Origin of the sequence: Schleiferilactobacillus harbinensis DSM 16991 (assembly GCF_000425885.1) — a bacterium.
In the GTDB taxonomy this organism is placed as follows: Bacteria; Bacillota; Bacilli; order Lactobacillales; family Lactobacillaceae; genus Schleiferilactobacillus; species Schleiferilactobacillus harbinensis.
This window is the reverse complement of sequence record NZ_AUEH01000001.1, coordinates 16,562-42,270: the sequence shown is the minus strand read 5'-3', so window position 1 is coordinate 42,270 and position 25,709 is coordinate 16,562. Positions and strand designations below refer to the sequence as shown.

Below are 25,709 nucleotides of genomic sequence, written 5' to 3'. Positions count from 1 at the left end.
CATGATTATTCTAGCGCAGCGGCACCACCGACAATTTCGGTGATTTCCGTTGTGATTTGTGCCTGTCGGGCACGATTTAATTGGGTAGTTAAATTATTGATCAAATCATCCGCGTTGTCGGACGCCGACTTCATGGCGGTCATGGACGAGGCATGTTCTGCCGTCTTGGCATCCAAAATCGCGCCAAAAATCAAGCTTTCGGCAAACTGCGGCAAAACGGCACTGAGTACCACTGGCAAAGAAGGATCGGCGATATATTCAGTCGTCACCGGCGCTTCTGTGTCATCCTCTTCCGCCTCAATATCACTGATCGGCAGCATTTTCTCCACCCGGAACGCGCTGCTCAGTGAATTAATATGGTGGTTATAGCACACATACAATTCATCAAACACCCCATTGTCGTACATGGTGACCGCGGTGGAAAGAATCTCACGGATTTCTTCGAATGTCGGGATATCACTGATGCCCCGGTATTCGTAGATCAGATTCATATTATTGGTTTTGAAGAAATCAGCACCTACACCGCCGACCGCCATAATGGCGTAGTCGGTTTCGTGGTCTTGGCGAATCATATCCAGCATCCCCTTGAGGATCGTGCTGTTATAACCGCCCACCAACCCCCGGTCAGAGGTGATCACTAGATAACCAGTCTTCTTGACCGGGCGCTGAACCATCAGATCATTCAACGTGATCCCAAGTTCAGAGGCCATTGGGTTCGTGGGGGAATTCCCCACCTCCCCGGCCTGGGCTAACAATTGAGCATTCGCTAAATGGGTCACGATCGAGCGGACCTTGTCCGCGTAAATCTGATAATCGGCAGCGCGCTGCTGAATTCGGTTCAGTTTCGCCCCGGAGACCATTTGCATGGCCTTCGTGATCTGGCGAGTGCTCTTGGTGGAGGCGATCCGTCGTTTGATGTCAATTGAGGAACCTGCCATAAGCGCTCCCTCCTACTTGGCTTGACTGGGTGTCTGGTTGTCCTGACTGCCACCGGTAACGGCAGCAGCTTCTTGATCCGGCGTTTGCTTCTGAGTCGAGAACCCATCTGCAAAGTCTTTCACAGCCTTATCCAAAGAATCATCCTTAGGCAAGTCACCGGTCTCTTTGATGGTCTTCAAGATATCCGCGTGGGTACCATCGAAGAAGGCAAAGAGCTCGGATTCGAACCGCAGAATATCATCAACGGGCACCGGATCCAAATACCCATGAACCAGGGCGTACAAAATAACGACCTGTTTTTCAACCGCTAACGGTTTGTGCAAGCCCTGCTTGAGGACTTCCACGGTCCGTCGGCCCCGATTCAGTTTGGCCTGCGTAGCCGCATCCAAATCAGAACCGAACTGCGTGAAGGATTCCAGTTCCCGGTAGGAAGCCAAGTCCGTCCGCAGAGTCCCAGCGACTTTCTTCATTGCCTTGATCTGGGCAGCCCCGCCAACCCGAGACACAGAAGCCCCGGCATCAATGGCTGGACGCGTCCCGGAGAAGAACAAGTCGCTCTCCAGGAAGATCTGACCATCGGTGATGGAAATCACGTTGGTGGGAATATATGCAGAAATGTCCCCAGCCTGGGTCTCAATGATCGGCAAGGCAGTCATGGAACCGCCGCCTAACTTGTCACTGAGCTTCGCCGAGCGTTCCAGCAAACGGGAATGCAGGTAGAAGATATCCCCAGGATAGGCTTCACGACCAGGCGGACGACGAAGCAGCAAGGAAAGTTCACGGTAGGCGACTGCCTGCTTGGACAGGTCATCAAACACGATGAGCACGTGTTTGCCGTTATACATGAATTCCTCACCCATAGCCGAGCCGGCATATGGTGCGATATACAGCATCGGTGCCGGTTCAGACGGACCGGCGGTGACGACGATGGTATAATCCAAGGCGCCAAAACGCCGCAGAGTTTCCACCTGAGCCCGGACAGTTGATTCCTTTTGCCCGATCGCCACATAAATACAGATCATGTTTTGACCTTTTTGGTTCAAAATCGTATCAATAGCAATTGACGTCTTCCCGGTCTTCCGGTCACCAATAATCAACTCCCGCTGACCACGGCCAATCGGAACCAGGGCATCAATGGCTTTAAGCCCAGTCTGCAAAGGTTCAGTAACGGATTGCCGCTGCATAACCCCTGGGGCTGGCGATTCAATCGGCCGGGTCTTGTCCGTTTTAATGGCACCCAGACCGTCGATGGGCTGACCTAGCGGGTTCACGACCCGGCCGATCATCGCATCCCCAACGGGGACTTCCATGATTCGACCAGTCCGTTTCACCTGGTCACCTTCCCGAATGTCATCGAATTCGCCAAGAATAATGATCCCGACGTCATTCGTTTCCAAGTTTTGGGCGACACCATAGGAACCGTTGCTGAATGTCAGCAATTCGTTACTCATGGCGTTTTCCAAACCGGTCGCACGGGCGATCCCATCGCCGACATAAGTGACAGTACCCACTTCATCGACTTGTAAATCATCTTTGTAACTCTCTAGTTGTTTTTTGATCAGAGCACTGATTTCCTCAGCTTTGATGCTCATTCAATTCACCTCTCTTGCGACCATTACGATGCTGCTGTTAAAGCCGCCCTGATGTCGGCCAGCCGCCGGGCCATGCTGCCATCCAGCACCGTATCATGTACCCGCACAACCACCCCGCCGATCAAGGCCGGATCCTGGTGCAGGTGCAAATATACTGTTTTAGCGCCGAACCGGGCGGCAAGCGCCTGTTTCAACGCCGTCTGCTGGTCCGCAGTCAACGGCACTACGCTGGTGACGTGCGCTTCAATGATGTGCTGATCCGCATCATATAAGTGCTCATAGGCCTTCACAATATCAGGCATGTCCACCATCCGCTTATAGTCATAGACCATTTGCAGCAAGGTTTGCGTTTGCTCTGAAAATGGCTTCTTCAGCTCAGCCAAAATCGGCTGTTTTTCTTGTAATGAAAGCCGATTATCTGTCAGAATTTGACCCAAATCCGGTTGAGCGGCGAAGACTTGTGCCAGTTCCCGTAATTCATCTAACGTCTCCGCTGCATTACCACGCTCTTTCGCCAATGCCAACAAGGCAGTGGCGTAACGCGTACCAACCGTGCCGCGATCAAGCTTGGCCATGGGTATTCAATCCTTTAATGTAAGTATCGATCAATTGTTGGTGGGCACTGGCATCCAACTCTTTGTTGATCAACTTGCTGGCAATTTGCACCGACAGATCGGCGATATCATCCTTCGCCTGAGCCAAAGCATCCTGCTTGGCTTGAGCCGCATCCTTTTCCGCCTGTTTACGCAACACATCGGCTTGGGAATGCGCCTCGGCCACAATTTGATCCTGTTGCGCAGAACCTTGTTGTTGGGCTTTGGCAATGATCGCAACGGCCTGATTCTTCGAGTCAGCCAACGCGGCAGCGGTTTGCTTCTGCTGGGCTTCCGCAGTTTCGCGGGCGCTCTGGGCGTGATCAATATCATCATTGACCTTGTTGCGCCGGGTTTCCATCATTTTATTGACCGGGCCCCAGGCAAAATGCCCAACCGCCCACATCAAGATCATGAAGAGAACGAGGTAAAACAGCAAGTCGAAGACATACAAACCGCCGGTGGCTTTGCTGGCTAAAATCACTTCGCTAGCCAATTACACACACTTCCCTTCGCTGTGTTTTTTTCGTTGTCACTGACTGATTACAGAAACAGGATAACGAAAGCCACGGCGACGGAAAGAATCGGCACGGCTTCGATCAAGCCAACCCCGATGAACATCAGAGTACGTAACGTACCAGCGACTTCCGGCTGACGAGAGATACTCTCGACCGTCCGGGAAATAACCAACCCGTTACCAAATGAAGCAGCCAGGGCAGCTAAGCCCGCGGCGAGAGAAGCGGCAAGATATTGCATGTAAGTTCCTCCTAATTTATGTTTATTCTGTTTCCAATTTCCGTGACATATAGACCATAGCCAGGGTAACGAACACGTATGCCTGAATAGATCCAATGAACACGGAGAAGCCTTGCCAGATGAGCTCTAACGGTGCAGCCAGAACAACGCTCACAACACCGAAGCTCTGGGCAACAGAGCCCAATAATGTTAGTAATACTTCACCGGCAAAGATATTGCCGTAAAGCCGGAGGGCCAACGTTAAGAAGTTCGTGAACTCCTCCAATATATTGATTGGCAAAAGCATTACCATCGGCCGGGTATAGTTGTACAAATACCCGCCGAAGCCAAACTTGCGCACCGAGAAATAGTGCGTCAGCAACAAGGCCATGAATGCCAAAGACATGGTCACCATGGGGTCACTCGTCGGCGACTTGATCCACGTCGTCCCACCGACATTTACTTCGATGGCGAGGCCTAATTGGTTAGACATCCAAATGAACAAGAACAGCACAAAGGCAAATAAACGGAATGGCTCACCGGTTGCCCCAGGCATCGCACTATGTACGATACCATCAGTGAAATCGATCATCCATTCCAGCATGTTCTGCTTCTTTGTGGGTCGGAATTGGGGCTTGCGAGCAAACCAATAAGCCAATACAAAAACTAATACGGCTGCAACAAGAGCGGATAAATCATTGGCCAAGTTCATCCGCATGCCCATAAATTCCACGATCGGATATTTCTCGTTCACGTTGTGACCTCCTTTCCATAATGGTTGTTGGTACGCCGCTGAAAAACATTCAGCGGTCTCCAAAACACACTCGGTATGATAACACCAGATAAATGAAAACACAAAGCGGCAAGCCGGAAGATAACGGTTACGAATCCAACAGATCAGCCCTATTGCCCAAAAATAATAATGAAATTTTCAAGCAGAAAATGGGTGATTTTGGAAGCGCCATCTTACTTTGTACCGAAAAGCCGATCTCCGGCATCGCCCAGACCCGGTACGATGTACCCGTCCTGGTTCAGATGATCATCCAAAGCGGCGGCATAAATGTCAACGTCTGGATGGGCCGCTTGAACTGCCTTCACACCCTCGGGAGCCGCCACCAGAACAACTAAACGCATATGGGTCGCGCCGCGCTTCTTCAGCGCGTCAATCGCCATATTGGCCGAGCCGCCGGTAGCCAGCATCGGGTCGACGATGAAGAGTTCCCGCTGACCGATATCTTCAGGCATCTTCACGAAATATTCGTGCGGTTTCAGGGTCTTCTCGTCCCGGTACATGCCGATATGGCCGACTTTAGCTGCCGGGATCAGTTCCAAAACGCCGTCCACCATGCCCAGCCCGGCCCGCAAGATGGGAATCACCGCGAGCTTCTTGCCGGATAACTGTTTTTGGATTGTCTTACCCATGGGCGTTTCGATTTCAACGTCCTCCAGCGGCAGATCGCGGGTGATTTCGTACACCATTAATTCCGCGATTTCGTTGGCTACTTCGCGAAACTCCTTGGTGCCGGTGTGCTTGTCCCGAATGATCGTCAGCTTGTGCTGAATCAACGGGTGATTAAGTACAGTAAACTTGCTCAATGCTCTAATCCTCCTATTCCAGTTGTATTCATTCTACCACGGGGAAATAAGAAAAGCTGAATATTACCGGGTAATTGGTAATTGATCCGTCAACGCATAGACTTGCTGGCGGATATCGGCCAAAGCCGCTTGATCATGCCGCTGCTGGATCGCCTGGACGATCCATTTGGCCACTTGCAGCGATTCCTGTTCCTTGAACCCGCGGCTGGTGATCGCCGCGGCACCGATCCGTACTCCGCTGGTCTTGAACGGACCATTCTTTTCGCCTGGAATGGTGTTCTTATTCAGGGTAATGGCAATACTGTCGCACAAGTCTTGTACTTCCCGCCCCGTCACACCCATGCCGGTCACATCCAGCAGGAACAAGTGGTTATCCGTACCACCGGAAATAACTCGCAGTCCCGGTTGGGCGTTGCAGTAGTCCGCCATGACAGCAGTGTTCTTGATTACCTGAGCAATATACGCCTTGAATTCCGGCTGCATCGCTTCGTGGAAGGCAATGGCTTTAGCGGCGATCACGTGCTCCAGCGGACCGCCCTGGGTACCCGGGAAGACCGCCGAGTTGATGGCCCGGCCATAGTCGGCTTTTGCTAAAATCAGGCCGCCCCGGGGGCCGCGCAGAGTCTTATGGGTCGTCGTCGTCACGACGTCCGCATAGGGTACTGGACTGGGGTGCGCGCCAGTCGCCACGAGCCCCGCAATGTGGGCCATGTCGACCATCAAATACGCACCAACTGCATCAGCAATCTCTCGGAATTTAGCAAAGTCGATCGTCCGGGAATACGCTGAGGCGCCCGCCACGATCATCCGCGGGTGGATCTCTTCGGCCAATGCCCGGACCGCCTCATAGTCGATCCGCTCCGTCACGGGATCGACCCCATAACTGTGGAAAGTATACGTCTTCCCCGAAAAATTCACTGGCGACCCATGGGTCAAATGACCGCCGGCAGTCAGGTCCATACCCAGGACTTTGTCGCCGGGATGCAAAAATGCCCGATAAGCCGCTTCATTGGCTTGGGAACCGGAATGGGGCTGGACATTGGCATATTCGGCATGGAAAAGTTCCTTCGCCCGGTCGATGGCCAAGTTCTCCGCAATGTCGATATACTCACAACCGCCGTAATAGCGGTGGCCGGGATATCCTTCGGCATACTTGTTGGTCAAGACTGAGCCTTGGGCTGCGCGAACACCCTGGGACACGATATTTTCCGACGCAATCAGTTCGATGTTGTGCTGCTGCCGGTCTTCTTCTTGGTGAATGGCAGCCCAGAGGGCGCGGTCTTCATTTTCATAGGCGGGTGTGGTCATGACAAAATCCTCCTTCAGCGGATCTCCTGAGTGACGTCAGCAATCAATCAAAGTACTGCAGTCCTGCGGCCTTCTCCAACCGATTCATATAGGCTAAGCCTAAGCCATCGGGGGTGAAGCCCTGGGCTAAAATGATCTTGATCTCCGGATTCAGATCAAAGTAGCGCAATCCGGCAAATAGGCGGTGCGTCGCACTGTCCACATCGTCCCCCAGTGAATATTGGGACTTGAAACGGACCGCGTCCTGCTTTTCCAAAACCGCATCAGTCGCCAGCAAACCAACAGGGCCCTTGCCTTCAGCCCAGTCAATGGCTTTGGCAAAGTCTGCCGGATCCCGAACAATGACGACCTGGGCATTGGGCGCGTAGTGTTTGTACTTCATCCCTGGGGCTTTCGGTACTTCATTGGCCCCGACCTTATGGCTGTTGATCAAAACTTTGCCAATGATCGGTTCCAAGTCATGGATGGACACTGCGCCGGGGCGCAAGATAACCGGCGGGACTACGGACATATCGACGATCGTGGATTCCACACCGACTTTAGTCTGGCCGTCGTCCAGCACGGCAGCGATTTTACCGGTTAAGTCGTGGAGTACGTGGTCGGCAGTGGTGGGACTTGGTTTGCCCGAGGTATTGGCGCTGGGACCGACCATGGGGACTCCCGCCTGTTCAATCAATTCCCGGGTCAGTTTATCTGCCGGGTTGCGAAAAGCCGCCGTGCGCAGACCGCCAGTGACTTCCTTCGGCAGTGTGCCCGGTTTCACCGGCAGTACCAGGGTCAGCGGACCCGGCCAGAACCGGTCAAACAAGGCCTGCACCTTGGGGGTGATCCCTGCCGCGTATTGGGCGACCTGCTCCGGCCCGGAGACCGTGACGATCAGCGGATTGTCGCTGGGCCGCCCCTTGGCAGCGTAAACCTGCTTCACCGCGGTCGGATTGGTAGCGTCGGCGCCTAGGCCATACACTGTTTCGGTGGGGAAAGCGACCAGCTGGCCGGCTTTGATAAACGCCGCCGCTTGGGCCACTTGATCCGGCTTCAAACGTAATGTTTCCAAAATAAAAACCCTTCTTTTCTTTCAAACTTGCGGCCGATACACCGCCCGCACCATCCGGGGATGGCCGGCCATATCGGCTCTGAATTCCGGGACCAGCCCAGGTTGACGGGCCAACAGCGCGGCGAGCGCCGGTCGCTGGTGATAGCCATGCTCTAAAAAGAGCTGGCCGCCCGCGGCTAAATGGTCCGGAGCCTGGTCAATCAACTGGGCATAGAGGGCATGCCCATTGTCCGGCGCGAACAGCGCCGTACTCGGCTCGTACTGCTTCACTGACTGATCCATCACGGCTGCCTCGCCCCAAGCAATGTAGGGCGGATTGCTGATAATGGCCGTGAAGCGATCCTGAGCCACTGGCCTAAACAGGTCACCCTGGATGAACCGAATTCGCCCGGGCACCAAACGCTGGGCATTCGCCGTCGCCACTTCCAAGGCTCGGGGCGAAATATCGGTGGCGGTCACTGACCACCGGGGCCGTTCATGGGCCACCGCGATGGCAATGGCGCCGGACCCGGTCCCAATATCCAGAACAGACACTGGCCGATCTGCTGGCAATGAGGCCAGCAGCCAGGCCACCAACTCTTCGGTCTCTGGACGAGGAATCAGTACCCCGGGCGCAACCTGCAGCGGCAGGCCATAAAACCAGGCCTGCCCAACGATATACTGCGCCGGCTCCGCCGCCAGCAAGCGTTTGGCGTCACTGACCAGCTGCTGCTGCAAATCAGCCGGGATAACTGTCCGCAGATGCAGGAGCAGATCCGTGTTTGTCCAGCCCTGCCGAGTCGTTAAGACGTACTCGGCACCATCTGGATCCAGCCCCTGGGCGGTTAACTGCTGATGCAGGGTCTGCAGCCAGGTGTTATACGTCTCAGGCGCCGACATCCTGCAAGTGCTCCAGTTTGTCGGTCTGGTCATGGACGATCAAGGCATCAATGATCTCGCCAAGATCACCGTTCATGATCCGGTCCAGCTTGTTCAGCGTCAAACCGATCCGGTGGTCAGTCACTCGGTTTTGCGGATAGTTGTACGTGCGGATCCGTTCGGACCGGTCACCCGTCCCCACCGCACTCTTCCGCTTTTCATCGTACTTGCTTCGGTTTTCGGTTTCATAGAAATCATAAACCCGAGTACGCAGGATCTGCATTGCCCGTTCCCGGTTCTGCTGCTGGGACCGTTGATCCTGCATGGCCACGACGATGCCAGTGGGAATATGCGTCATCCGCACCGCTGAAGACGTCTTGTTGATATGCTGGCCGCCAGCTCCGGAGGAACGGTACACGTCTACCCGAATATCCTTGGGATCCAGCTTGAAGTCAATGTCATCGTATTCCGGCATGACTGCGACAGTGGCCGTTGAGGTATGCACCCGGCCAGCGGATTCCGTCACCGGCACCCGCTGCACCCGGTGCGCGCCGTTTTCATACTTTAGTTTGGAATATACCTGCGTCCCGGTGATCATCACCGCAACTTCCTTGAAGCCGCCGACATCCGTGCGGTTTTCATCGATAATTTCAAACGTCCAGCCCTGGCGCTCGGCGTATTTCTGATACATGGACAGCAAATCCGCCGCAAACAGACTGGCTTCGTCTCCGCCAGCCGCCCCGCGGATCTCCATGATGATGTTCTTGTCATCATTAGGGTCCTTAGGCAGCATCAATACCAAGATCTCGTGGTCCAACTGTTCCTTTTCTGCCTTCAGATTAGCCAAGTCTTCCTTAGCTAATTCTTCCAACTCGGCATCATCGGAATCTGAGAGAACCTCTTCACTTTCCTTGATGTCATGCTGGACCTGTTTATAATGCTTGTATTTCTGCACCACTTCCCGCAGACTGCCCTCTTCTTTGGTCACCTGCAGATAGCGTTGCGTATCGTTGATCACTTCTGGATCAGCCATCATTTCTTCCAACTCGTCGTAACGTTGCAAGACGCCTTCGAGCTGGGCAATGATTTTATCCATCGATTTCTTCTTTCCCTTCTATTTTAGCTAAATCAGGGTGGAAATAATGATACCGGCACACTGGATAATAAGATTCGTTGCCGCCAATCATAATTTGTTCACCCTCGTAAACGGGCCGATTATCGTGCACCCGCAGATTCATTGTGGCCTTATGCTGGCAGAACCAGCAAATGGTCTTCATTTCTTCGATCTTGTCGGCATACAGCAGTAAATACTTGGAGCCTTCGAACAATTCATTGCGAAAGTCGTTCTTCAAGCCGAAGGTCATCACCGGAATACCCAGATTATCCACGATCTTGCATGCTTGCAGCACCTGCGCCTTTTTCAGAAACTGGGCTTCATCGATCAGGATACAGGCCGGTTTGATCGGCTGGGCGTCCGTAATGGCAAAAATGTCGGTATCCTCCAGGATCGGCAGTGCGGGCCGATGCAGCCCAATCCGGCTGGCGATGACGCCCTCGCCGCTGCGCGTGTCCAGATGGCTCGTCATCAGCACCACCGGCTTATTCTGCTCTTCATAATTGTGGGCCACCTTCAAAATTTCGATGGACTTGCCGCTATTCATGGCACCATAACGGAAAAATAATTGGGCCAACCAGGCCACCCCCATTTTCAACGTATCGTCTAAATCTTATCTAGTATAACGGAATCCGCACCAGCAGTGAAGACTAACCGCCGCAGCAAACAGTCAGCATCGCCCTAAAGCGCGGAATCTGCTAGAATAGTCAAGAAACATTCGAGAAAAAGGATAGGTGGCTGACAGATGAGCATCCGGGACAAATTCGCAATCACAGTAGGGAAAAGTGCCTATTGGTTCTTACACACCTTTCGCAACGGCGGCAGTTCATTCCCTGGTCAACTGGTGGAGCGGATCGCCCCCAACGCCCTGGCCGCACTGGGCAAAGATTACGATACGATTATTATCACGGGGACCAATGGGAAAACACTAACCACCGCCTTGACGGTGAAAGCCCTGCGTCAAAAATACGACCAGGTCCTGACCAACCCCACCGGCTCCAACATGTTCCAGGGCATCATGACGGTATTCATGGCCAATTCCCGCCGGAAAGGCGAAAAGGGGCTGGCGGTACTGGAAGTGGACGAAGCCAACGTCGCTCACGTCGCCGAACAGCTGCACCCGAAGATGTTTGTCCTAACCAATATTTTTCGGGACCAGATGGACCGCTACGGTGAGATTTATACCACCTATGAGAAAATTTTGGCCGGCGTGAAGTTATGTCCCGAGGCCACGATTGTTGCTAATGGGGATGCTCCAATTTTTAATTCAAAAGACTTGCCCAACCCCAAGGTCTACTACGGCTTCAACCTGCCGGACGAGGGCGACACCCGGGCCGATGTGAATACCGACGGCGTGCTGTGTCCGGTGTGCGATCACATTCTGCATTATCACTTCAATACCTATGCCAATTTAGGTAATTATTTCTGCCCCAATTGCGGTTTCCACCGACCCGCGTTGAAGTATACTGTCAACAGTGTTGCCACCCTCCTGCCGACCCGGTCCACCTTTGACCTGGATGGTCACCAGGCGTCGATCAATATCGGCGGCTTGTACAATATTTACAACACCTTGGCGGCTTATACCGTTGCCCGGGAATTCGGCGTCACCGGGGATCAGGTCGTCCAGGCCCTCTCCGGCGATGAGACTGTCTTTGGCCGCCAGGAAGTGATCAATGTGGATGGTAAAAAAGTGACTATTATTTTGGTCAAAAATCCGGTGGGCCTGAACCAGGTCCTGACCATGATCCACAATGATCCCCAACCTTATTCGCTGGCCGTCCTGCTGAATTCCAACTACGCGGATGGGATCGATACCAGCTGGATCTGGGACGGGCGGTTTGAGGACTTGGATTATGCCGCCATGCCGGCAGTGATTGCCGGCGGCCACCGGTATAAGGATATTGCCTTGCGGCTCAAGGTCGCCGGCGTCGCCGACGATCATCTGCAGACCGCGGAAAACGTCACCGACGCAATTCCGCTGATCCAGCAAATCCCCAATGACCGGATTTATGTTTTGGCTACGTACACCGCGATGCTGGAGCTGCGCAAAGCCCTGGCCGACAAAAACTACGTCAGTCAGCAACTGGTTAATCATTGATTGGTCCATATAAATAGCACCCCGCTGGCGGGGTGCTATTTTGCTACCGGCGATCGCATTCCGCCAGCCACGTATTGAGAATGATCTCCCGATCTGCCAAGAAGCGGTCGTTTTGCCCATTGGGATAAATCCGATTAGTCAATACGATCAGCCCCTCTTGATGCTTCCGGTCCAGGGCCATGAAGGTCCCAGTAAAACCGGTATGGTACAGCACCGGCGTGCCGGCCGGGGTCGTCCGCAGATCCCAGCCAAGGGACCGCTGACCGTGATGGGGGGCCCAGTCCTGCCACAACGGCAACAAAACTGATTGATCCAGCGGCGCCGGCACCGGCGCCCATTGGCCCAAGTACCACTGCACGAAGCGCACCAAACTCGGCAAGTCGCTGAACAATCCCGCTGAACCGCTGTGGTCGCCCAGTATCCGACTCTTCGGGTCATGGACAACACCGGCGAAATTGGTGCCGGCGGCAGCATTATAGAGCGTCGGAACTGCTCGTGCCGGATGAAAGGCGGCCCCGCTCAAACCCAAGGGACGCAGCACCCGGTTGGTGATCAGATCATGAATCGGCGCACCGTAAAGCTGCTCCAGCACGAACCCGACGAAGAGCAGATTAGTGTCGCTGTATACCGGCTTCTGGGCAAAAGCATCAGTCACCGGCAACCGGAGCAATGCCTCTTTTAACTGCGGTGCCGGCAGGGCATTACGGTGCGGAATATAGCCGGCGATCCCGGACGTGTGGGTGAGCAAATGACGAAACGTGACCCGCTGATCCTGCACAGTGGGTAAAAAGTCCGCCACAGGTGTATCTGGTGTTAACCGGCCCTCCGCCACTGCCTGCAAAAATACTGTCAGGGTGCCCACGACTTTCGTCAGCGACGCCAGGTCATATTGCGCATTGGGGCCCAGCGGGGTTGTCTGGGGGTACCAAACGAGATCGCCTAAGACGCGGGTGTCTGTACTGAACGAATGAACATACGCATAAGACACACCAGGCACGACACGGGCTGTCACTAACCGTTGAATCTGTTTTTCCGATTTCCTCATGCGATGGCAAACCAGAGGTTAATACCGTTAGGATCTGTGACTTGTAAATAATGGAACTGGCTGTTGTAGTCGTAGTCCTTGAACCCCTGGGCGTCCAAATTCGTCCGGAGCAGATCCATGGCCGACTCGTTAGGCAGGATCAAATTGACATAATCCAAGCCGTATTCATCAAACACCGGCTTAGCCAAGTGCTCGTCGTTCGTCAAATTAATGCCAATGTGGTGGTGATAATCCCCCGCCGCCAGAAAGAGCTGCTTGGGATCCGCATCGTTATTCACTGAAAAGCCAAGCCCTGCTTCATAGAACTTCGCCGTATCCGCTAAGTTGTTCACCCGCAGCTGGACATGGCCGATGGAAATTCCTGCCGGGGCGGCGGCATACTTATCTCCCTGGTGTTTCAACAACACATCTTGGGCGATCGTCTCGGTCCGCTCGTTGTGCCAGTCAATGGCATTAGGCGTGCGCCACTCCGACGCTGATTTGTCGTCGGCAAATTCTACACCATTCCCCTCGGGATCATGAATAATGAACGTTTGCGAATAGGAGTTTTCAAACACCCCGTCAATGGCAATACCGTTATCGACCATATGCTGCAAAGCAGAACCCAGGGTATTGCGATCCGGCAGCAGGATGGCCATGTGCTCCAAGCCAGCTGTGGGGGCCTTCGGCGTGTGCCCGGCAATCTTGTGCAGGGTCACCAGCACTTCCTGGTTTTGCCGGGTGCCTAAATAGGCCACTTCTTCCGAACGTTTTAATAAAGCCAATCCCGCGATTTGCGTATAAAAGTCCACCATGGCCTGTAGATCCTTGACCTTCAGGGCAACATACCGAATGCGGGTCTCATCTGCGATAATATAACCGGACATTAAACCCAATCCCTTCCTGTAACGTTTGCGTGACATGGTAATTGTGAGTGAAAAAAGTATAAAATTCAAGCATCATGCTCAGCTAAAAAGACACCAAGTCCCCTATGGCAGAGGGCTTGGTGCCTTATGCAAACTTTCTTGGGCGAACCCGCTTAAGACGGTTCCGCCATGGTCAAATTGCCAGTGAACTGACTGTTGTAAAGATCGGCATAGAAGCCATGGGCCGCCAGCAGACTGTTGTGCGTGCCAGTTTCGACCACGCTCCCGTGGTTCATGACAATGATGTTGTCAGCGTCTTGAATCGTGGACAGCCGGTGAGCCACCACGAAGCTGGTCCGACCTTTCAGCAGACGCTCCATCGCATGCTGAATGTGCAATTCTGTCCGGGTATCCACGGAACTGGTCGCTTCATCCAGAATCAGAATGTCCGGATCGGCCACAAACGCCCGAGCAATCGTCAACAATTGCCGCTGACCCTGGGAAATATTGCTGGCCTCTTCATTCAGGATCGTGTCGTAGCCCTTGGGCAGCTGCCGGATAAAGCTGTCCGCATGGGCTGCTTTGGCAGAAGCGAAGATCTGTTCATCCGTCGCATCTTCCCGGCCGTACCGCAGGTTGTCCATAATGGTCCCGGTAAACAGCCACGTGTCCTGCAAGACCATCGCAAAGTGAGCGCGCAGGGCTTCTCGCTTGATATCCCGAGTATCGGTCCCGGCTAAGCGGATCGACCCGCCATTGATGTCGTAGAAACGTTCCAGCAAGTTAATGATAGTCGTCTTCCCAGCGCCGGTGGGGCCCACGATGGCAATCATCTGTCCCGGATAGACGTTCAGGTTGAAGTCGCTCATCAATTGCGGCTTGCCGACATAACCGAATTGGACGTGTTCCAGCGCAATCTTGCGCTTGTCATCGGGAATCGGGGCCACGCCAGACGGCTGATCCTGCATTTCCGGTTCATCCAACACTTCGAAGATCCGTTCCGCCGAAGCGATCGTGGATTGAATCGTGTTGGCGAGGTTGGCCAGTTGCGAAATCGGCTGGGAGAACTGCTGGGTATATTGCAGAAAGGCCTGCACATCCCCTAAGCTGACTTCTCCGTTGGCAACACGGATCCCGCCGAAGATGGCGATAAACACGTAGCCCAGGTTATTGACGAAGTTCATCAACGGCATAATGATCCCGGAAATCATTTGGGCTTTCCAGGAGGCATTGTACAGCTTAGAGTTTTCTTTCTCGAACTGGACAATACTTTCGGCTTCATGGTTGAAAGATTTGTTCACCACGTGGCCGCTGTAATTTTCTTCAATCTGGTCGTTCAATAACCCCAACGACTTCTGCTGGGCAGCAAAGAACTTCTGGGACTTTGGCGCGACAATGCCGACGACGATCAAACTCAGGGGAATGGTCAACAGAGCGATCCCCGTCAACGTCCAGCTGATCGTAATCATCATCCACAGTGTCCCAATGAACATCACCGTACTGGTGATGGCCTGAGTGATGTTTTGCTGCAAGGTGCCGGCGATATTATCCATATCGTTGATCGCCCGAGACATAATGTCCCCGTTAGGATGGGTATCGTAATACTGGACCGGCACCCGGGCCATCTTATCCTTCAAGTCCCGACGCAGCCGATAAACGGTATCCTGGGAGACCTGAGTCATAATGAACTGCTGCAGGAAGCTGAACAGGGCAGACGCCAGATACATCAGGATCACGGTAATGATGATCTGCTGAATCTTGCCAAAGTCGATGGGGAAGTTGGCGATATTGATCCCCGCCTTTTGTTCTGCCGTCCCCTTCATCACACCCTTGAAGATTTCGGTCGTCGCTTCCCCAAGGATCTTTGGCGTCCGAATCTGGAAGACTTGGGAGACAATGGCCAAGATCATCACGGCACTGAAAGCTACAGCATGGGGTTTCATGTAGCCCATTAACCGCCGGGTGGTGCCCCAGAAGTTCTTCGGCTTCTGCTTAACGCCGGCCATCCCGCCCATTGGTCCGCGGGGACCGCCGCCGCTTGGGCGCCGACTCGATTTATTATCACTCATGATGCGTGTCCCCTTTCCGGATTTGTGAAGAAACGATTTCTTGGTAGGTTTCGTTGTTAGCCAGCAACTCCTGGTGTGTGCCGCGGCCGACCATCTTACCGCTATCCAGCACGATGATCGTATCTGCGTCGGCGACGCTGGACACCCGCTGCCCGACAATGACCGTCACACTCTCCTGCATTTGCGGATCTTCATGCAGGGCATGCCGCAAATCAGCTTCGGTCTTGAAGTCCAACGCAGATAGGGAATCATCAAAGACGTAGATGCTGGCTTTCTTGACCAGCGCCCGGGCAATCGCCAGCCGTTGCTTTTGACCGCCAGAGAAATTATTCCCGCCCTGCTCGACCACAGCATCCAAGCCATCCGGCAGGCCCTTCACGAACTCAGTTGCCTGCGCGATATCCAAGGCATGCCACATTTCGTCATCAGTGGCGTTCTCGTTCCCATATTGCATGTTCGAACGGATCGTCCCTCGGAAAAGAACAGACTTCTGGGGTACAAAGGCGACATGCTCATGCAGATCTGCCAAATCCCACTGGCGGACATCCGTCCCGTCAACGTTGACACTGCCTTTTTCCACATCATAGAACCGCGGAATCAGATTGACCAGCGTCGTCTTGCCGGAACCAGTCCCGCCGATCACCGCCACTGTTTGCCCCTTATGCATTTTGAAGTCCACCCCCGTCAATGCGGGATCTTCCGCTTGGGCATAGCGGAATTGGACATTGTCAAATTGCAAAGACGCTTCGGGTTGGGCCGGTGCGGTCGGTGCGGCTGGCGACTTGACAGTCGTTTCCGCATCCAAGACCTGATTGATCCGCGTTGCGGACGCTTGGGCTCGGGGCACGAAGAAGAAGACCATGGAGAGCATCATGAAACTCATCAAGATCTGCATCGCGTATGTAAGAAACGCAATCATATTACCAGTTTCCAGGGACTGGGAAGCAATCCGCTGGGCCCCAAAGTAGACAATGCCGACGTTCGTACCAGACATGATCATGGTCACCAAAGGAAACATCACGGCCATAATGGAGAAAACCATCCGGGCATTGTGAGTGTAATCCTTGTTGGCCACATCAAACCGATTCTGTTCAAACTTATCCCGGCGAAAAGCGCGGATGACCCGCACCCCGGTCAGCCCTTCCCGGAATACCAGGTTCAGGCGGTCGGTCTTTGTTTGCATCTTGCGGAACAGCGGCACGGCAAAGAACATCACCACACCCATCACGATTACCAGAATCGGAATGACGACGACGAAAATCCGGGTCAAATAGGCGTCCTTCTGGTAGGCCAGGAAACTCGCCCCCACCAAGGTAATTGGCGCCATGATCATCATCCGCAACATCATCATGGTCACGTTCTGAATCTGCATGACATCGTTGGTGGTCCGGGTGATCAAAGAACTGGTGCCGATGGCATCGAACTGGTCATTGGAATAGAACAAGATTTTGTGGAATAAATCACTCCGCAAATTCTGGCCCAATTTTTGGGACGCCCGGGAAGCGAGGAAGACGTTGCCGACGGCAGCCAGAATAAACAGCCCCGTGACCAGCAGCATCCGCCCGCCGGTTTCCCAAATGTAACCGACATTGCCGGTGGCGATCCCTTTATTGACGATGTCCGCCGTCAAGTTGGGCAGGTAGAGCTGAGCGGTGACCTGGGCGACCATGAAGAGCAGCGCGCCCAAGACCTGCCACCCGGACATGCGGGCTTTCATTAATTTGAACATTACCTTTCCTCCTGCGTTTCTTTTTCAACACCGTGCTGCAGCCAATCGATCATCGTCAGCATGTTCTGCCGGTAACGATCAGCCACTGCGGTGTCAGTCGCATCAGCGGCTTCATTGAAATAGCGGGCCACATTCTGGGCAAACACGCCAAAGAGCATGTGCACCAAAGTATGCAGCTGATCATCACTATTCACGTTGAGCCGCTTGGTATCCACCATCTGCGACCAGTTAGTCCGAATCCGATGCTGAGCCCGGTAGTGTGCCGTCCACTCATCATCTACCTGGACCGACCCGCGATAGCTGAAACTGAGAAACAGCATGCGATAAAACTCGCGGTACGGCCCCTGACTAAGATCGGTAAAAGCCGCTTCCGCTAGTTCCCGCACCGTCGCAAACAGATCGCCCTCGTGGCGGCGCAAGGTGCCGATCGTATCGGCCGCCCAAGCTTCCCGCAACTGACCCAACAGATAAAAATACAGATCCGTCTTATCCGAAAAATACTGATAAAAACTGCCCCGGGAAATCTTGGCTAACCGGACGATTTCGCTCACGGATGCATCCGCCAGACTGGCATGGGAAAAAACAGTGAAGCCGGCGTCAATCAAGCGCTGCCGTTTTGTTCCGGGCAGGTTAAAAAATGTTTGCGTGGGCACGCCCAGCAGCCTCCTTTGTGACATTATCTAATAAAAATGACACACTGTCATATGACAATGTGTCATTATAGACTCTTCTCAGAAAAAATCAATCAGGAATTTGCTCAGTCTCTTTGAGGAATTTGTTCAGATCCCGGGCACTGGTCAAATTCACCGCCAGTACCTCGGTTTGGCCGTCTTCGACGCTGACCAAACTGACGCTCGTGTTGTCCAGCAAATGCCCGTCAATGGCGTTGTGATCCAGACCGTAAATATAATTGCTCAACGCCAAGCCGGAAGAGACGACCAAAATATTGCCGTCGCCGTTCTCATCGGTGATGCGGCGCATCGTGGTCTGGATCCGCTGCTGCAGCGCCTGGTAATCTTCGGCTTGATCCGTGTCATCCAGGGCCGCGAAGGAATTAGTCATGGCGACGATACTGCCGTCACCGGAATACATCCGCCGGGCAGTCTTCAGCCCGTACCGGCGCACGACCTCAATAAAGATTCGGCGGGCGGACTCGCCCTCCAGTGCCCCGAAATACATCTCCCGGAGGCCGGTGGTGACGTGCATCGGCGTCTGCGGGTGTTTGTCCAGAATCAACCGGCAGGTCACCTGCTGGCGCTCCAAATCACTCGTATAGGCGGATACAAAGTCCACCTTGCGCAGCATATGACTGAGCTGACGGGCCGAACGCATCCCGTCAGCGGTCAATGGGGAATCGATCCACCCCTGCATCTTGTCCTGCGCATTCAACTCAGTCTGCCCATGGCGGACGAGGAATAGTAGCTGCTTCGGCATAGTGTCACTCTTTTCTACGACTGTGGCTGTTTACTGAATTTTACCATATTCTGCCGCGGGTTTGCGGACCAGGGCCAGCTTTCGGTCTAAAGACCGAGGCATTGGTTAATAAGATGCCACCGCCATCCCGCTGCGGTAAACCGTCGGTGAGTTGCCAAAATGTTTTTTGAAGACCAAGCTGAAGTAATTTGGATCGGTGTAGCCGCAAAGGCGGCCGATCACTTGACTCTGCTCGGTGGTCTCCAGCAGCAGCCGGGCGGCCCGGTCCATGCGGAACTCGGTCAGGTAGGTGATGAACGACACGCCGGTTTCGCGTTTGAACAGCGTGGAAAAATAGGAATGCGACACGCCGAGACTCGCGCAGACATCTTTCAACCCCAGCGATTCTTCCTGATAATGCACTCGAACATACTCTTGGGCGTCATGAATCATCACCGCTGACGTGGTATCGCGAGCCAGGGCCAACTGACTATTCAATGCCAGACAAGTCGCTGACAGCCACTGATGCAAAGACGCCGGCGACGACTCTGGCAGTGTCTGATAAAGGGTCTTAAGGTTATCGGTCAAGGCAGGGACGTGCAGCCGGTTGTTGGCCGCAAACCGGTAAAGTGCGCTGATCAGCTCATTGACGACCACAGTGTGCTGGGGCATGTGCTGGGCCGTCTGCCCTAGATGCGTCAGGTACGCTGCCACTGCTTCTTCAATGGCCTCTTCCGGCCCGACATGAATCTGTCTGAATAGCGCCGACAGCGCAGTATCAGTCAAAGGACTGAAATCAGCCAGCTCATGGGGAGCAATTTCTTTGATGTTGATCACTTTACCCGCTCCATAGAGACTGCGGTAGGATACCGCAGTGCGGGCTCCCCGGTATGCCCGGGGCAAATCGAGCAGCCTGCTCACCGCGGCGCCGACACCAATGGTCACCGCCGCAGCAAGTTTGCTTTTCGCCTCCTGACAGAAACGGTCGGCGTCGTCAGTGAGGGCCCGCACATCGGTCGCGGCGGCCAGCTGAACCGCCATAACGGTGTTGCCCAGATAAGAAAATGCTGCCAGCGGCCACAGGGGCTCAAAGAATGCACGGGCCTGCTGCAGCACCTGCGTGCGCAGCAGCATCGGATCGACCCTAGCCGGCAGCAGCGTGGTCGATGTGTGGATAACGAGACAGGTGTAAAAAGACCCGTTCAAGGCGATCTGGTAGTCGCGGCGATAAGCATCAATGGCGGCTTCATTGATTTGCCCATCAATCAGCGCGGCGTAAAAACTCGCTTGCATCACTGGCAGAGACTGTTTGTAGTACTGTTGCAGCACTGTCCAGTTCGCTGTTTGAGCGCGCTTTTGATTCAGTGTCTGGCGCAGTTGGCTGAAGGCGCCGCGCAGCACGGCTGGTTTTTCTGACCGCTTTAAAAATGCAGCGACGCCCAGTGCAATGGCCGCTTGGGCGGTCTCGAAATCTGCTTCTGCGGCCAAAATCACAAACGCTGTTTCCGGAGCAGCAGTCTTGGCCTGATGAATCAAAGCCAGGCCAGTACCCGCGGCCAACGCCAGCTCAGTGACGACGACGTCCGGGCGGCTCTCCGCAATCATTGCCAGCGCCTGGGCTTCGGTGGCCACTGTGCCCATCAAGTCAAATCCCAGCGCGCCCCAGTCGAGCAGCGTACGCATGCTAGACTCTGCGGGCGCCTTTTCTACAAACAAAATGCGATATGCTTCCATCGGCTCATCGACTCCCCCGAATGTTTGCTGTGCATAAACTATTGGCTGAGTGTTAAGCGTAACAATGGAAACGGTTTATTTCAAGCAAAAGCACTTATCCCTAGGCACCAAAATGACCTGCTGGTCCGTGTTGGATCAGCAGGTCGAGGAAGTTAGTAATCACTGTAATCGGGTCAGACACTCATTTCTTCTGGACGTACTTCAAGGAATCCAGCGTTACCGCAATGAGGATAATGATCCCAGAGAAAACGAACTGCAGATTCGTATCGATACCCAGAATGGTCAAGGCGTAAGTCAAGGCAGTGAAGATAGTGACCCCAACGACAACGCCGGAGATTTTCCCGATACCACCAGTGAAGGAGACGCCGCCGACCACACAGGCCGCGATGGCGTTCATTTCCCACCCTTGGCCGTATGCAGCAGAGCCGGAACCGACCATCCGCGCACATTCCAGCCAGGAGCCGAAGCCGTAAAGAATACCGGCGAAGACGAATGCGCCCAGTGTCACCGCGAAGACGGAAATCCCGGACACGGCGGCGGCTTCTGGATTGCCGCCAACTGCGTAGAGATTCTTGCCGAACCGTGTTTTGTTCCAAACAAACCAGGTGATGACGATGGCGGCAATGGCCCAGATAATGATTGACGGGAAGCCGCCGATCTTGGGAATGATCATGTTCGGAATGGCGGGGTCAATCGCCCCAAACGACACGCCTTTGGTGGCGTAGGTGACCAGCCCAAAGATAATCAAGGTGTTGGCCATTGTCGAGATGAATGGGTGCATCTGGAACCGTGCGGTGAAGAACCCGGCAATGGTGGTGAACACGGTCGACAGCACAATACAGGCCGCCAGTGCGAAAATCACCCGCACCCACAGATTCATTTTTGAGAAGTCGAAGATAACCCCAAACACGGAACCGGTGTTGATGCCCTGGTGCATGATGATCGTCGCGGCGGTCATACCCATCCCGACCATCCGGCCAATCGACAGGTCAGTCCCTGTCAACAGGATCAACCCGGCCACTCCCAGAGCCAGAAACATTTGCGGAGAAGCCTGCTGGAGAATGTTCAAGATGTTGTTATACGTCAGCAGCGACGTGCCTTTGATGATGGGCGTCATGATCGCCAGAATGATGAAGATAATGATGATGGCAAAGTACAACCCGTTGCGCAGCAGGAAATCACGGCGATTGAAGGTGTACTTGTAGTTTTCCCACTTCTGGCGGATATTCTCTTGCACCGAGAACTTCGACATCCGCAGCATGTCCAGTAAATGATATTCATAGACAAACGCGGCATGCTGGCGGTCCTTGATTTGCCGCTGCCGGGCTTGATAGGTCATCTTCGCGTCAAACAGCTTGTTCTTGTAGACGTAATTTTGTTCCTTGATTTCGGCGCGGTCGGAGAGTTCGGCCAGGGCCTGCTTGTGATCTGCCCGCAGGCTGGCCAGCTGCTCGTCATAGGCCTTTTTAGCCGCGACCTTCTCTTCGGCACAGCTCTTGACCACGTATTCGTAGTAATCGGTACGGTAATGCGCTTTGAGGTAGCGTTCTGCCTCCCCAATCAATTGGGCGACTTGATCCTTGTTTTGACTTTCCACAGCCCGGGCGCCGACCAGTGCCTCTTTATCAGCCTTGATGGCCGCCTCACGTTCGGCTTTGCTCAGACTCTTGTCCCGTTTAGTAGCTTCGATATGACCGCTGAGAATGATCACTTGGTCGGTCCCATCCTGACGCAGTACGTTGATCTGGTCTTGAATTTTGCCAATAGCGTCATCAATGGGCTGGCGCAGCTGCTGTTCGGCCTCAGCGGTGAGAATGTTGGTATCTGCCATGAATATCGTCCTCCTTATAGATATTTTGCGCTGAGCCGTAACAGCTCTTCTTGGTTGGTCTGTTTGGTGTTCACGATGCCCGCTAGACGACCGTTGCTCATCACGCCGATGCGGTTGGTAATCCCCAAGATCTCCGGCATTTCCGACGACACCACGAGGATCGTTTTGCCCTGCTTGGCCATCTGGATGATCAGCTCGTAGATCTCGTACTTCGCCCCGACGTCAATGCCGCGGGTCGGTTCGTCCATCATGAACAGTTGCGGCTGACGTTCGAGCCATTTACCGATGATCACCTTCTGCTGGTTGCCCCCGCTCAGGCTGGCAATCAGCTCGTCCGGGCCCATAGTCTTGGTGTTCATCACTTTGATTTCCTGAAGCGTCGCCTTCGTCATCTTCGGATCGGACAAGGCCGGCCCGCGTTTGTAAGCATTCAGGTTAGTGATGGTCGTGTTGAACGTCAGATTGCCTTTGAGGAACAGCCCATTGGCCTTGCGTTCCTCGGTGATCATCGCGAAGCCATGGTCCATCGCCTCCTTGGCGGAGTTGAAGTTGGCCAGTTTGCCGTTGAAATACACCCGTCCGCCGGCCCGCGTGCGCACTCCGAAAATCGTTTCAAGCAGCTCTGTGCGGCCAGCCCCGACAAGTCCGTAAAGGCCGAAAATTTCCCCCTGCCCAACATCAAACGTGACGTCCTGCAGGTACGGTGAGAACTTCGTCGACAGGTGGCTGACCTGCAGAATTGTCTTGCCCACCACGTTGTCAACCGGCGGGAACCGGTTATCCAGCGGCCGGCCAACCATGGCCTTGACCAGCTCGTTCATATTTGTATCAGCGACTTTTTTGGTCATTACCAGGTGGCCGTCGCGCAGCACCGAGACCTCGTCACAAATCTCGAAGACTTCATCCATTTTGTGCGAAATGAAGATAATTGAAATACCCTGCTTTTTGAGCATGCGGACCATGTCGAAGAGTTTCTCAACTTCCTGAGCCATCAGCGAACTGGTCGGCTCGTCGAGAACGATCACCTTGGAGTTGTAAGAAATAGCTTTGGCAATTTCTACCATCTGCCGCTGGGACACGCTCATCTTGCGCATCGGCTGGGTCAAGTTGACCGTCATCCCGAGGCGGCGGAACAGCTCGGTGGCTTCACGCCGCATCTGCCGCTCGTCGACTACGCCCAGCGGGGTAATGGGATAGCGGCCGAGGAATAAGTTATCGACTACGCTCCGGTCCAGCGCTTGGTTGAGCTCTTGGTGTACCATGGCGATGCCGTTTTCCAGGGCGTCCTTGGGACCTTGGAAGGAGACCTCCCTGCCGTCCAAGAAAAATTCACCCTCATCCCGGGTCTTGATGCCGAACAGGCACTTCATCATGGTCGACTTGCCGGCGCCGTTTTCACCCATCAGCCCCATGACGGAGCCTTTTTTAACGTCCATATCAATGTGATCGAGCACCCGGTTGCGCCCGAACGACTTGCTTAAGCCGCGAATCGACAGCATCACGTCCGATGCAGGTTGCGGCTGCGTATTTACTGCTGATGCTTCTTGCATGTCTGGCTCCTTTCTCGTCTGCTTGTGGAAAAAAACAACTCCAGGGTGAGCGACCCCGAAAGCGCGTCATTTCGGCGATCCCGTTTCCCTGGAATTGCATTGTGCAGAGGCGGATTACTGTTTCAGGATAGAGGTGTACGAGGAGCCGTTATCGGTTTTCACCATGTTGATAGCAAACGCGTCATATTCGCTCGGGTTGCCCAATCGGTTGGTGATGTTAGACTCCGTCTGCCCGTCACCGCCGATGAATTCAACGTTCAGGTTCATCAGCTTCGCATACTTCTTCAGCAGCGGCTGGTAAGTGGATCCCAGGAAGTTGTCGGAGGAATTATAGATATCCAGCCATACTTTCTTTTCTGGAGACTTGGACTTATCCAGCTGGTGGGAAGCGTCAGCGTAAATCTTGGTCGAATCCGTGAAGTCTTTGTAATTATCGGCCGTCACTGCCACGTTCATGGCGTAGTAGGAACGCTGCTTCTCGTTGTAAACGTAGGTGTCCTTAGCCAGCACATTGCCGGCACTGTCCTTAGTATCGATCCCGGTGCCCTTCTTGACGCCGTCCAGCGCATTGCGCAGAACCCGCAAAGTCAGGTAAGCTTGCACGTCGGCGTGCTGGCTGATGGTCCCGCCGTATCCTTCCGCAATGGCTGCCACTGCATCGGAGTTCGCGTCGTAGCCGAAAGTCGGTACTTTGTTTTCCTTGGACCAGGCGTTGAACATCGCCATGCCCATGCCGTCGTTATTGGAAGCGACGATGTCGATCTGCTTGCCCAGGCTGGACGACCAAGTGCCGATCGTATTACCGGCGGTCGCCGCGTCCCAGGTCGCCCCGGAGTTGTTCTTCATTTCCTGGCTGGCCAGTTCGCGGATCTTGTAGGTCTTGCCGCCAACAGACAGGCTGCCGTCCTTGACGACTTTGGACTTGCCGTCAGAGTTCATCCCAGTCGGAGTGGAATCGACATTGCCGCCCTTTTTAACAGCCGTGCCCAACGCGGCCCGAACCCCGCGAGTACGGGCGATCGAGTCGTTATGGCCAACGTCCCCGATGGCCAGCACGTAACCGATGGTACCGTCGCCGTTGCGATCGACGGTGGCGATATTCTTTTCGATATAGGACTTGATCATCTCGCCTTGGACCTTGGCCCCTTGGTTGGCATCGAAACCAACGTAATAGGTATCCTTGTTGAATGTCAATGCGGCCATGTCCAGCTTGCCGTCAGTGGAGTTCGACGGCTGGCGGTTGTACCACACCACCGGTTTGTCCTTGTTGGCCACGGTCTTGTCCGCACCGCCGCTTGAACTGGAGCCAGAGCCAGAACCGCAGGCCCCCAGCAGCAACGCAGCCCCCAGCATTAACACCATGCCTAGTGTTTTTGTCTTCTTCATAATGAATGCTTCCTCCTTGATGGCTTGAATGAATGAATGCGCTTACTTTATCCTAAGTTTAACCAATGCCGGCAAGCGCCACCATAGAATATTCTTCGGTGCACATTGAATATTTTTGGGAGTTGCGTGAAACGGATATTCTTTCCACAAAAATGGCCGCCACCAGGGTTTGGCAACGGCTAAACAGCGAACAAAAAAGCCGCTGTCTCGAAAGACAGCG

The 25,709-nt window shown here is 54.1% G+C and carries 23 protein-coding genes; 1 reads left to right on the top strand and 22 read right to left on the bottom strand.

The window, feature by feature from the left end; translation table 11 throughout:
* Positions 1-5: 5 nt before the first annotated feature.
* From H627_RS0100220 to H627_RS0100165, 12 genes are all read right to left on the bottom strand, one after another.
* Positions 6-938, bottom strand: coding sequence for a F0F1 ATP synthase subunit gamma (locus H627_RS0100220; protein ID WP_027827275.1), 933 nt, complete (start codon positions 936-938; stop codon positions 6-8).
* Between the two features lie 12 nt (positions 939-950).
* The gene (atpA, locus tag H627_RS16320; RefSeq protein WP_081674521.1) at positions 951-2,531 is read right to left on the bottom strand and encodes a F0F1 ATP synthase subunit alpha; all 1,581 of its coding nucleotides are present in this window, start codon (positions 2,529-2,531) and stop codon (positions 951-953) included.
* A gap of 23 nt (positions 2,532-2,554) precedes the next feature.
* On the bottom strand, positions 2,555-3,106 hold the full coding sequence (gene atpH / locus H627_RS0100210) for an ATP synthase F1 subunit delta (RefSeq protein WP_035439572.1): 552 nt from the start codon (positions 3,104-3,106) through the stop codon (positions 2,555-2,557).
* Complete coding sequence (atpF, locus tag H627_RS0100205) at positions 3,093-3,620, bottom strand: F0F1 ATP synthase subunit B (RefSeq protein WP_063515129.1); 528 nt, start codon at positions 3,618-3,620, stop codon at positions 3,093-3,095. Before atpF ends, atpH begins: the two co-directional genes overlap by 14 nt.
* Positions 3,621-3,667: 47 nt before the next feature.
* Positions 3,668-3,880: a F0F1 ATP synthase subunit C gene (gene atpE, locus H627_RS0100200; RefSeq protein WP_027827272.1), complete on the bottom strand. Its 213-nt coding sequence runs from the start codon at positions 3,878-3,880 to the stop codon at positions 3,668-3,670.
* Positions 3,881-3,902: 22 nt separating this feature from the next.
* Positions 3,903-4,613 carry a F0F1 ATP synthase subunit A gene (gene atpB / locus H627_RS0100195; protein WP_027827271.1) on the bottom strand — a complete coding sequence of 237 codons (711 nt, stop codon included), beginning with the start codon at positions 4,611-4,613 and terminating at the stop codon, positions 3,903-3,905.
* Positions 4,614-4,825: 212 nt separating this feature from the next.
* A complete protein-coding gene (upp, locus tag H627_RS0100190; protein ID WP_027827270.1) occupies positions 4,826-5,455 on the bottom strand; it encodes a uracil phosphoribosyltransferase in 630 nt (209 codons plus the stop codon).
* A 63-nt stretch (positions 5,456-5,518) separates the two neighbouring features.
* A complete protein-coding gene (gene glyA / locus H627_RS0100185; protein ID WP_027827269.1) occupies positions 5,519-6,763 on the bottom strand; it encodes a serine hydroxymethyltransferase in 1,245 nt (414 codons plus the stop codon).
* A gap of 43 nt (positions 6,764-6,806) precedes the next feature.
* Positions 6,807-7,817 carry an L-threonylcarbamoyladenylate synthase gene (locus tag H627_RS0100180; RefSeq protein WP_027827268.1) on the bottom strand — a complete coding sequence of 337 codons (1,011 nt, stop codon included), beginning with the start codon at positions 7,815-7,817 and terminating at the stop codon, positions 6,807-6,809.
* A gap of 21 nt (positions 7,818-7,838) precedes the next feature.
* Positions 7,839-8,696 carry a peptide chain release factor N(5)-glutamine methyltransferase gene (prmC, locus tag H627_RS0100175; RefSeq protein ID WP_051225034.1) on the bottom strand — a complete coding sequence of 286 codons (858 nt, stop codon included), beginning with the start codon at positions 8,694-8,696 and terminating at the stop codon, positions 7,839-7,841.
* On the bottom strand, positions 8,683-9,771 hold the full coding sequence (gene prfA / locus H627_RS0100170; protein ID WP_027827266.1) for a peptide chain release factor 1: 1,089 nt from the start codon (positions 9,769-9,771) through the stop codon (positions 8,683-8,685). The genes prmC and prfA overlap by 14 nt, the downstream gene beginning before the upstream one ends.
* Positions 9,764-10,366 carry a thymidine kinase gene (locus tag H627_RS0100165; RefSeq protein ID WP_027827265.1) on the bottom strand — a complete coding sequence of 201 codons (603 nt, stop codon included), beginning with the start codon at positions 10,364-10,366 and terminating at the stop codon, positions 9,764-9,766. The genes prfA and H627_RS0100165 overlap by 8 nt, the downstream gene beginning before the upstream one ends.
* 168 nt (positions 10,367-10,534) lie before the next feature.
* Here H627_RS0100165 and H627_RS0100160 point away from each other — a divergent pair, with 168 nt between their 5' ends.
* Positions 10,535-11,887, top strand: a complete 1,353-nt coding sequence (locus tag H627_RS0100160; protein WP_027827264.1) for a Mur ligase family protein — start codon at positions 10,535-10,537, stop codon at positions 11,885-11,887.
* Between the two features lie 43 nt (positions 11,888-11,930).
* On the opposite strand, the gene H627_RS0100155 is transcribed toward H627_RS0100160, so the two are convergent.
* From H627_RS0100155 to H627_RS0100110, 10 genes are all read right to left on the bottom strand, one after another.
* Positions 11,931-12,932, bottom strand: coding sequence for a serine hydrolase domain-containing protein (locus H627_RS0100155; RefSeq protein ID WP_027827263.1), 1,002 nt, complete (start codon positions 12,930-12,932; stop codon positions 11,931-11,933).
* Entirely contained in the window at positions 12,929-13,798 is an 870-nt protein-coding gene (locus H627_RS0100150) for a VOC family protein (protein ID WP_027827262.1), read from the bottom strand. The genes H627_RS0100155 and H627_RS0100150 overlap by 4 nt, the downstream gene beginning before the upstream one ends.
* Positions 13,799-13,950: 152 nt before the next feature.
* A complete protein-coding gene (locus H627_RS0100145; protein ID WP_027827261.1) occupies positions 13,951-15,846 on the bottom strand; it encodes an ABC transporter ATP-binding protein in 1,896 nt (631 codons plus the stop codon).
* Positions 15,839-17,575 (bottom strand): ABC transporter ATP-binding protein, encoded by a 1,737-nt coding sequence (locus H627_RS0100140; RefSeq protein ID WP_027827260.1) that lies wholly within the window; start codon positions 17,573-17,575, stop codon positions 15,839-15,841. Before H627_RS0100140 ends, H627_RS0100145 begins: the two co-directional genes overlap by 8 nt.
* On the bottom strand, positions 17,575-18,228 hold the full coding sequence (locus tag H627_RS18935; protein ID WP_051225033.1) for a TetR/AcrR family transcriptional regulator: 654 nt from the start codon (positions 18,226-18,228) through the stop codon (positions 17,575-17,577). The genes H627_RS0100140 and H627_RS18935 overlap by 1 nt, the downstream gene beginning before the upstream one ends.
* Positions 18,229-18,316: 88 nt before the next feature.
* Positions 18,317-19,009 (bottom strand): histidine phosphatase family protein, encoded by a 693-nt coding sequence (locus H627_RS0100130; protein WP_027827259.1) that lies wholly within the window; start codon positions 19,007-19,009, stop codon positions 18,317-18,319.
* A gap of 105 nt (positions 19,010-19,114) precedes the next feature.
* Complete coding sequence (locus tag H627_RS16310; protein ID WP_162143206.1) at positions 19,115-20,671, bottom strand: response regulator transcription factor; 1,557 nt, start codon at positions 20,669-20,671, stop codon at positions 19,115-19,117.
* Between the two features lie 232 nt (positions 20,672-20,903).
* On the bottom strand, positions 20,904-22,553 hold the full coding sequence (locus H627_RS0100120) for an ABC transporter permease subunit (protein WP_027827258.1): 1,650 nt from the start codon (positions 22,551-22,553) through the stop codon (positions 20,904-20,906).
* 14 nt (positions 22,554-22,567) lie between these two features.
* Positions 22,568-24,103 carry a sugar ABC transporter ATP-binding protein gene (locus H627_RS0100115; RefSeq protein ID WP_051225032.1) on the bottom strand — a complete coding sequence of 512 codons (1,536 nt, stop codon included), beginning with the start codon at positions 24,101-24,103 and terminating at the stop codon, positions 22,568-22,570.
* 114 nt (positions 24,104-24,217) lie between these two features.
* Complete coding sequence (locus H627_RS0100110; protein ID WP_027827256.1) at positions 24,218-25,489, bottom strand: substrate-binding domain-containing protein; 1,272 nt, start codon at positions 25,487-25,489, stop codon at positions 24,218-24,220.
* Positions 25,490-25,709 lie beyond the last annotated feature (220 nt).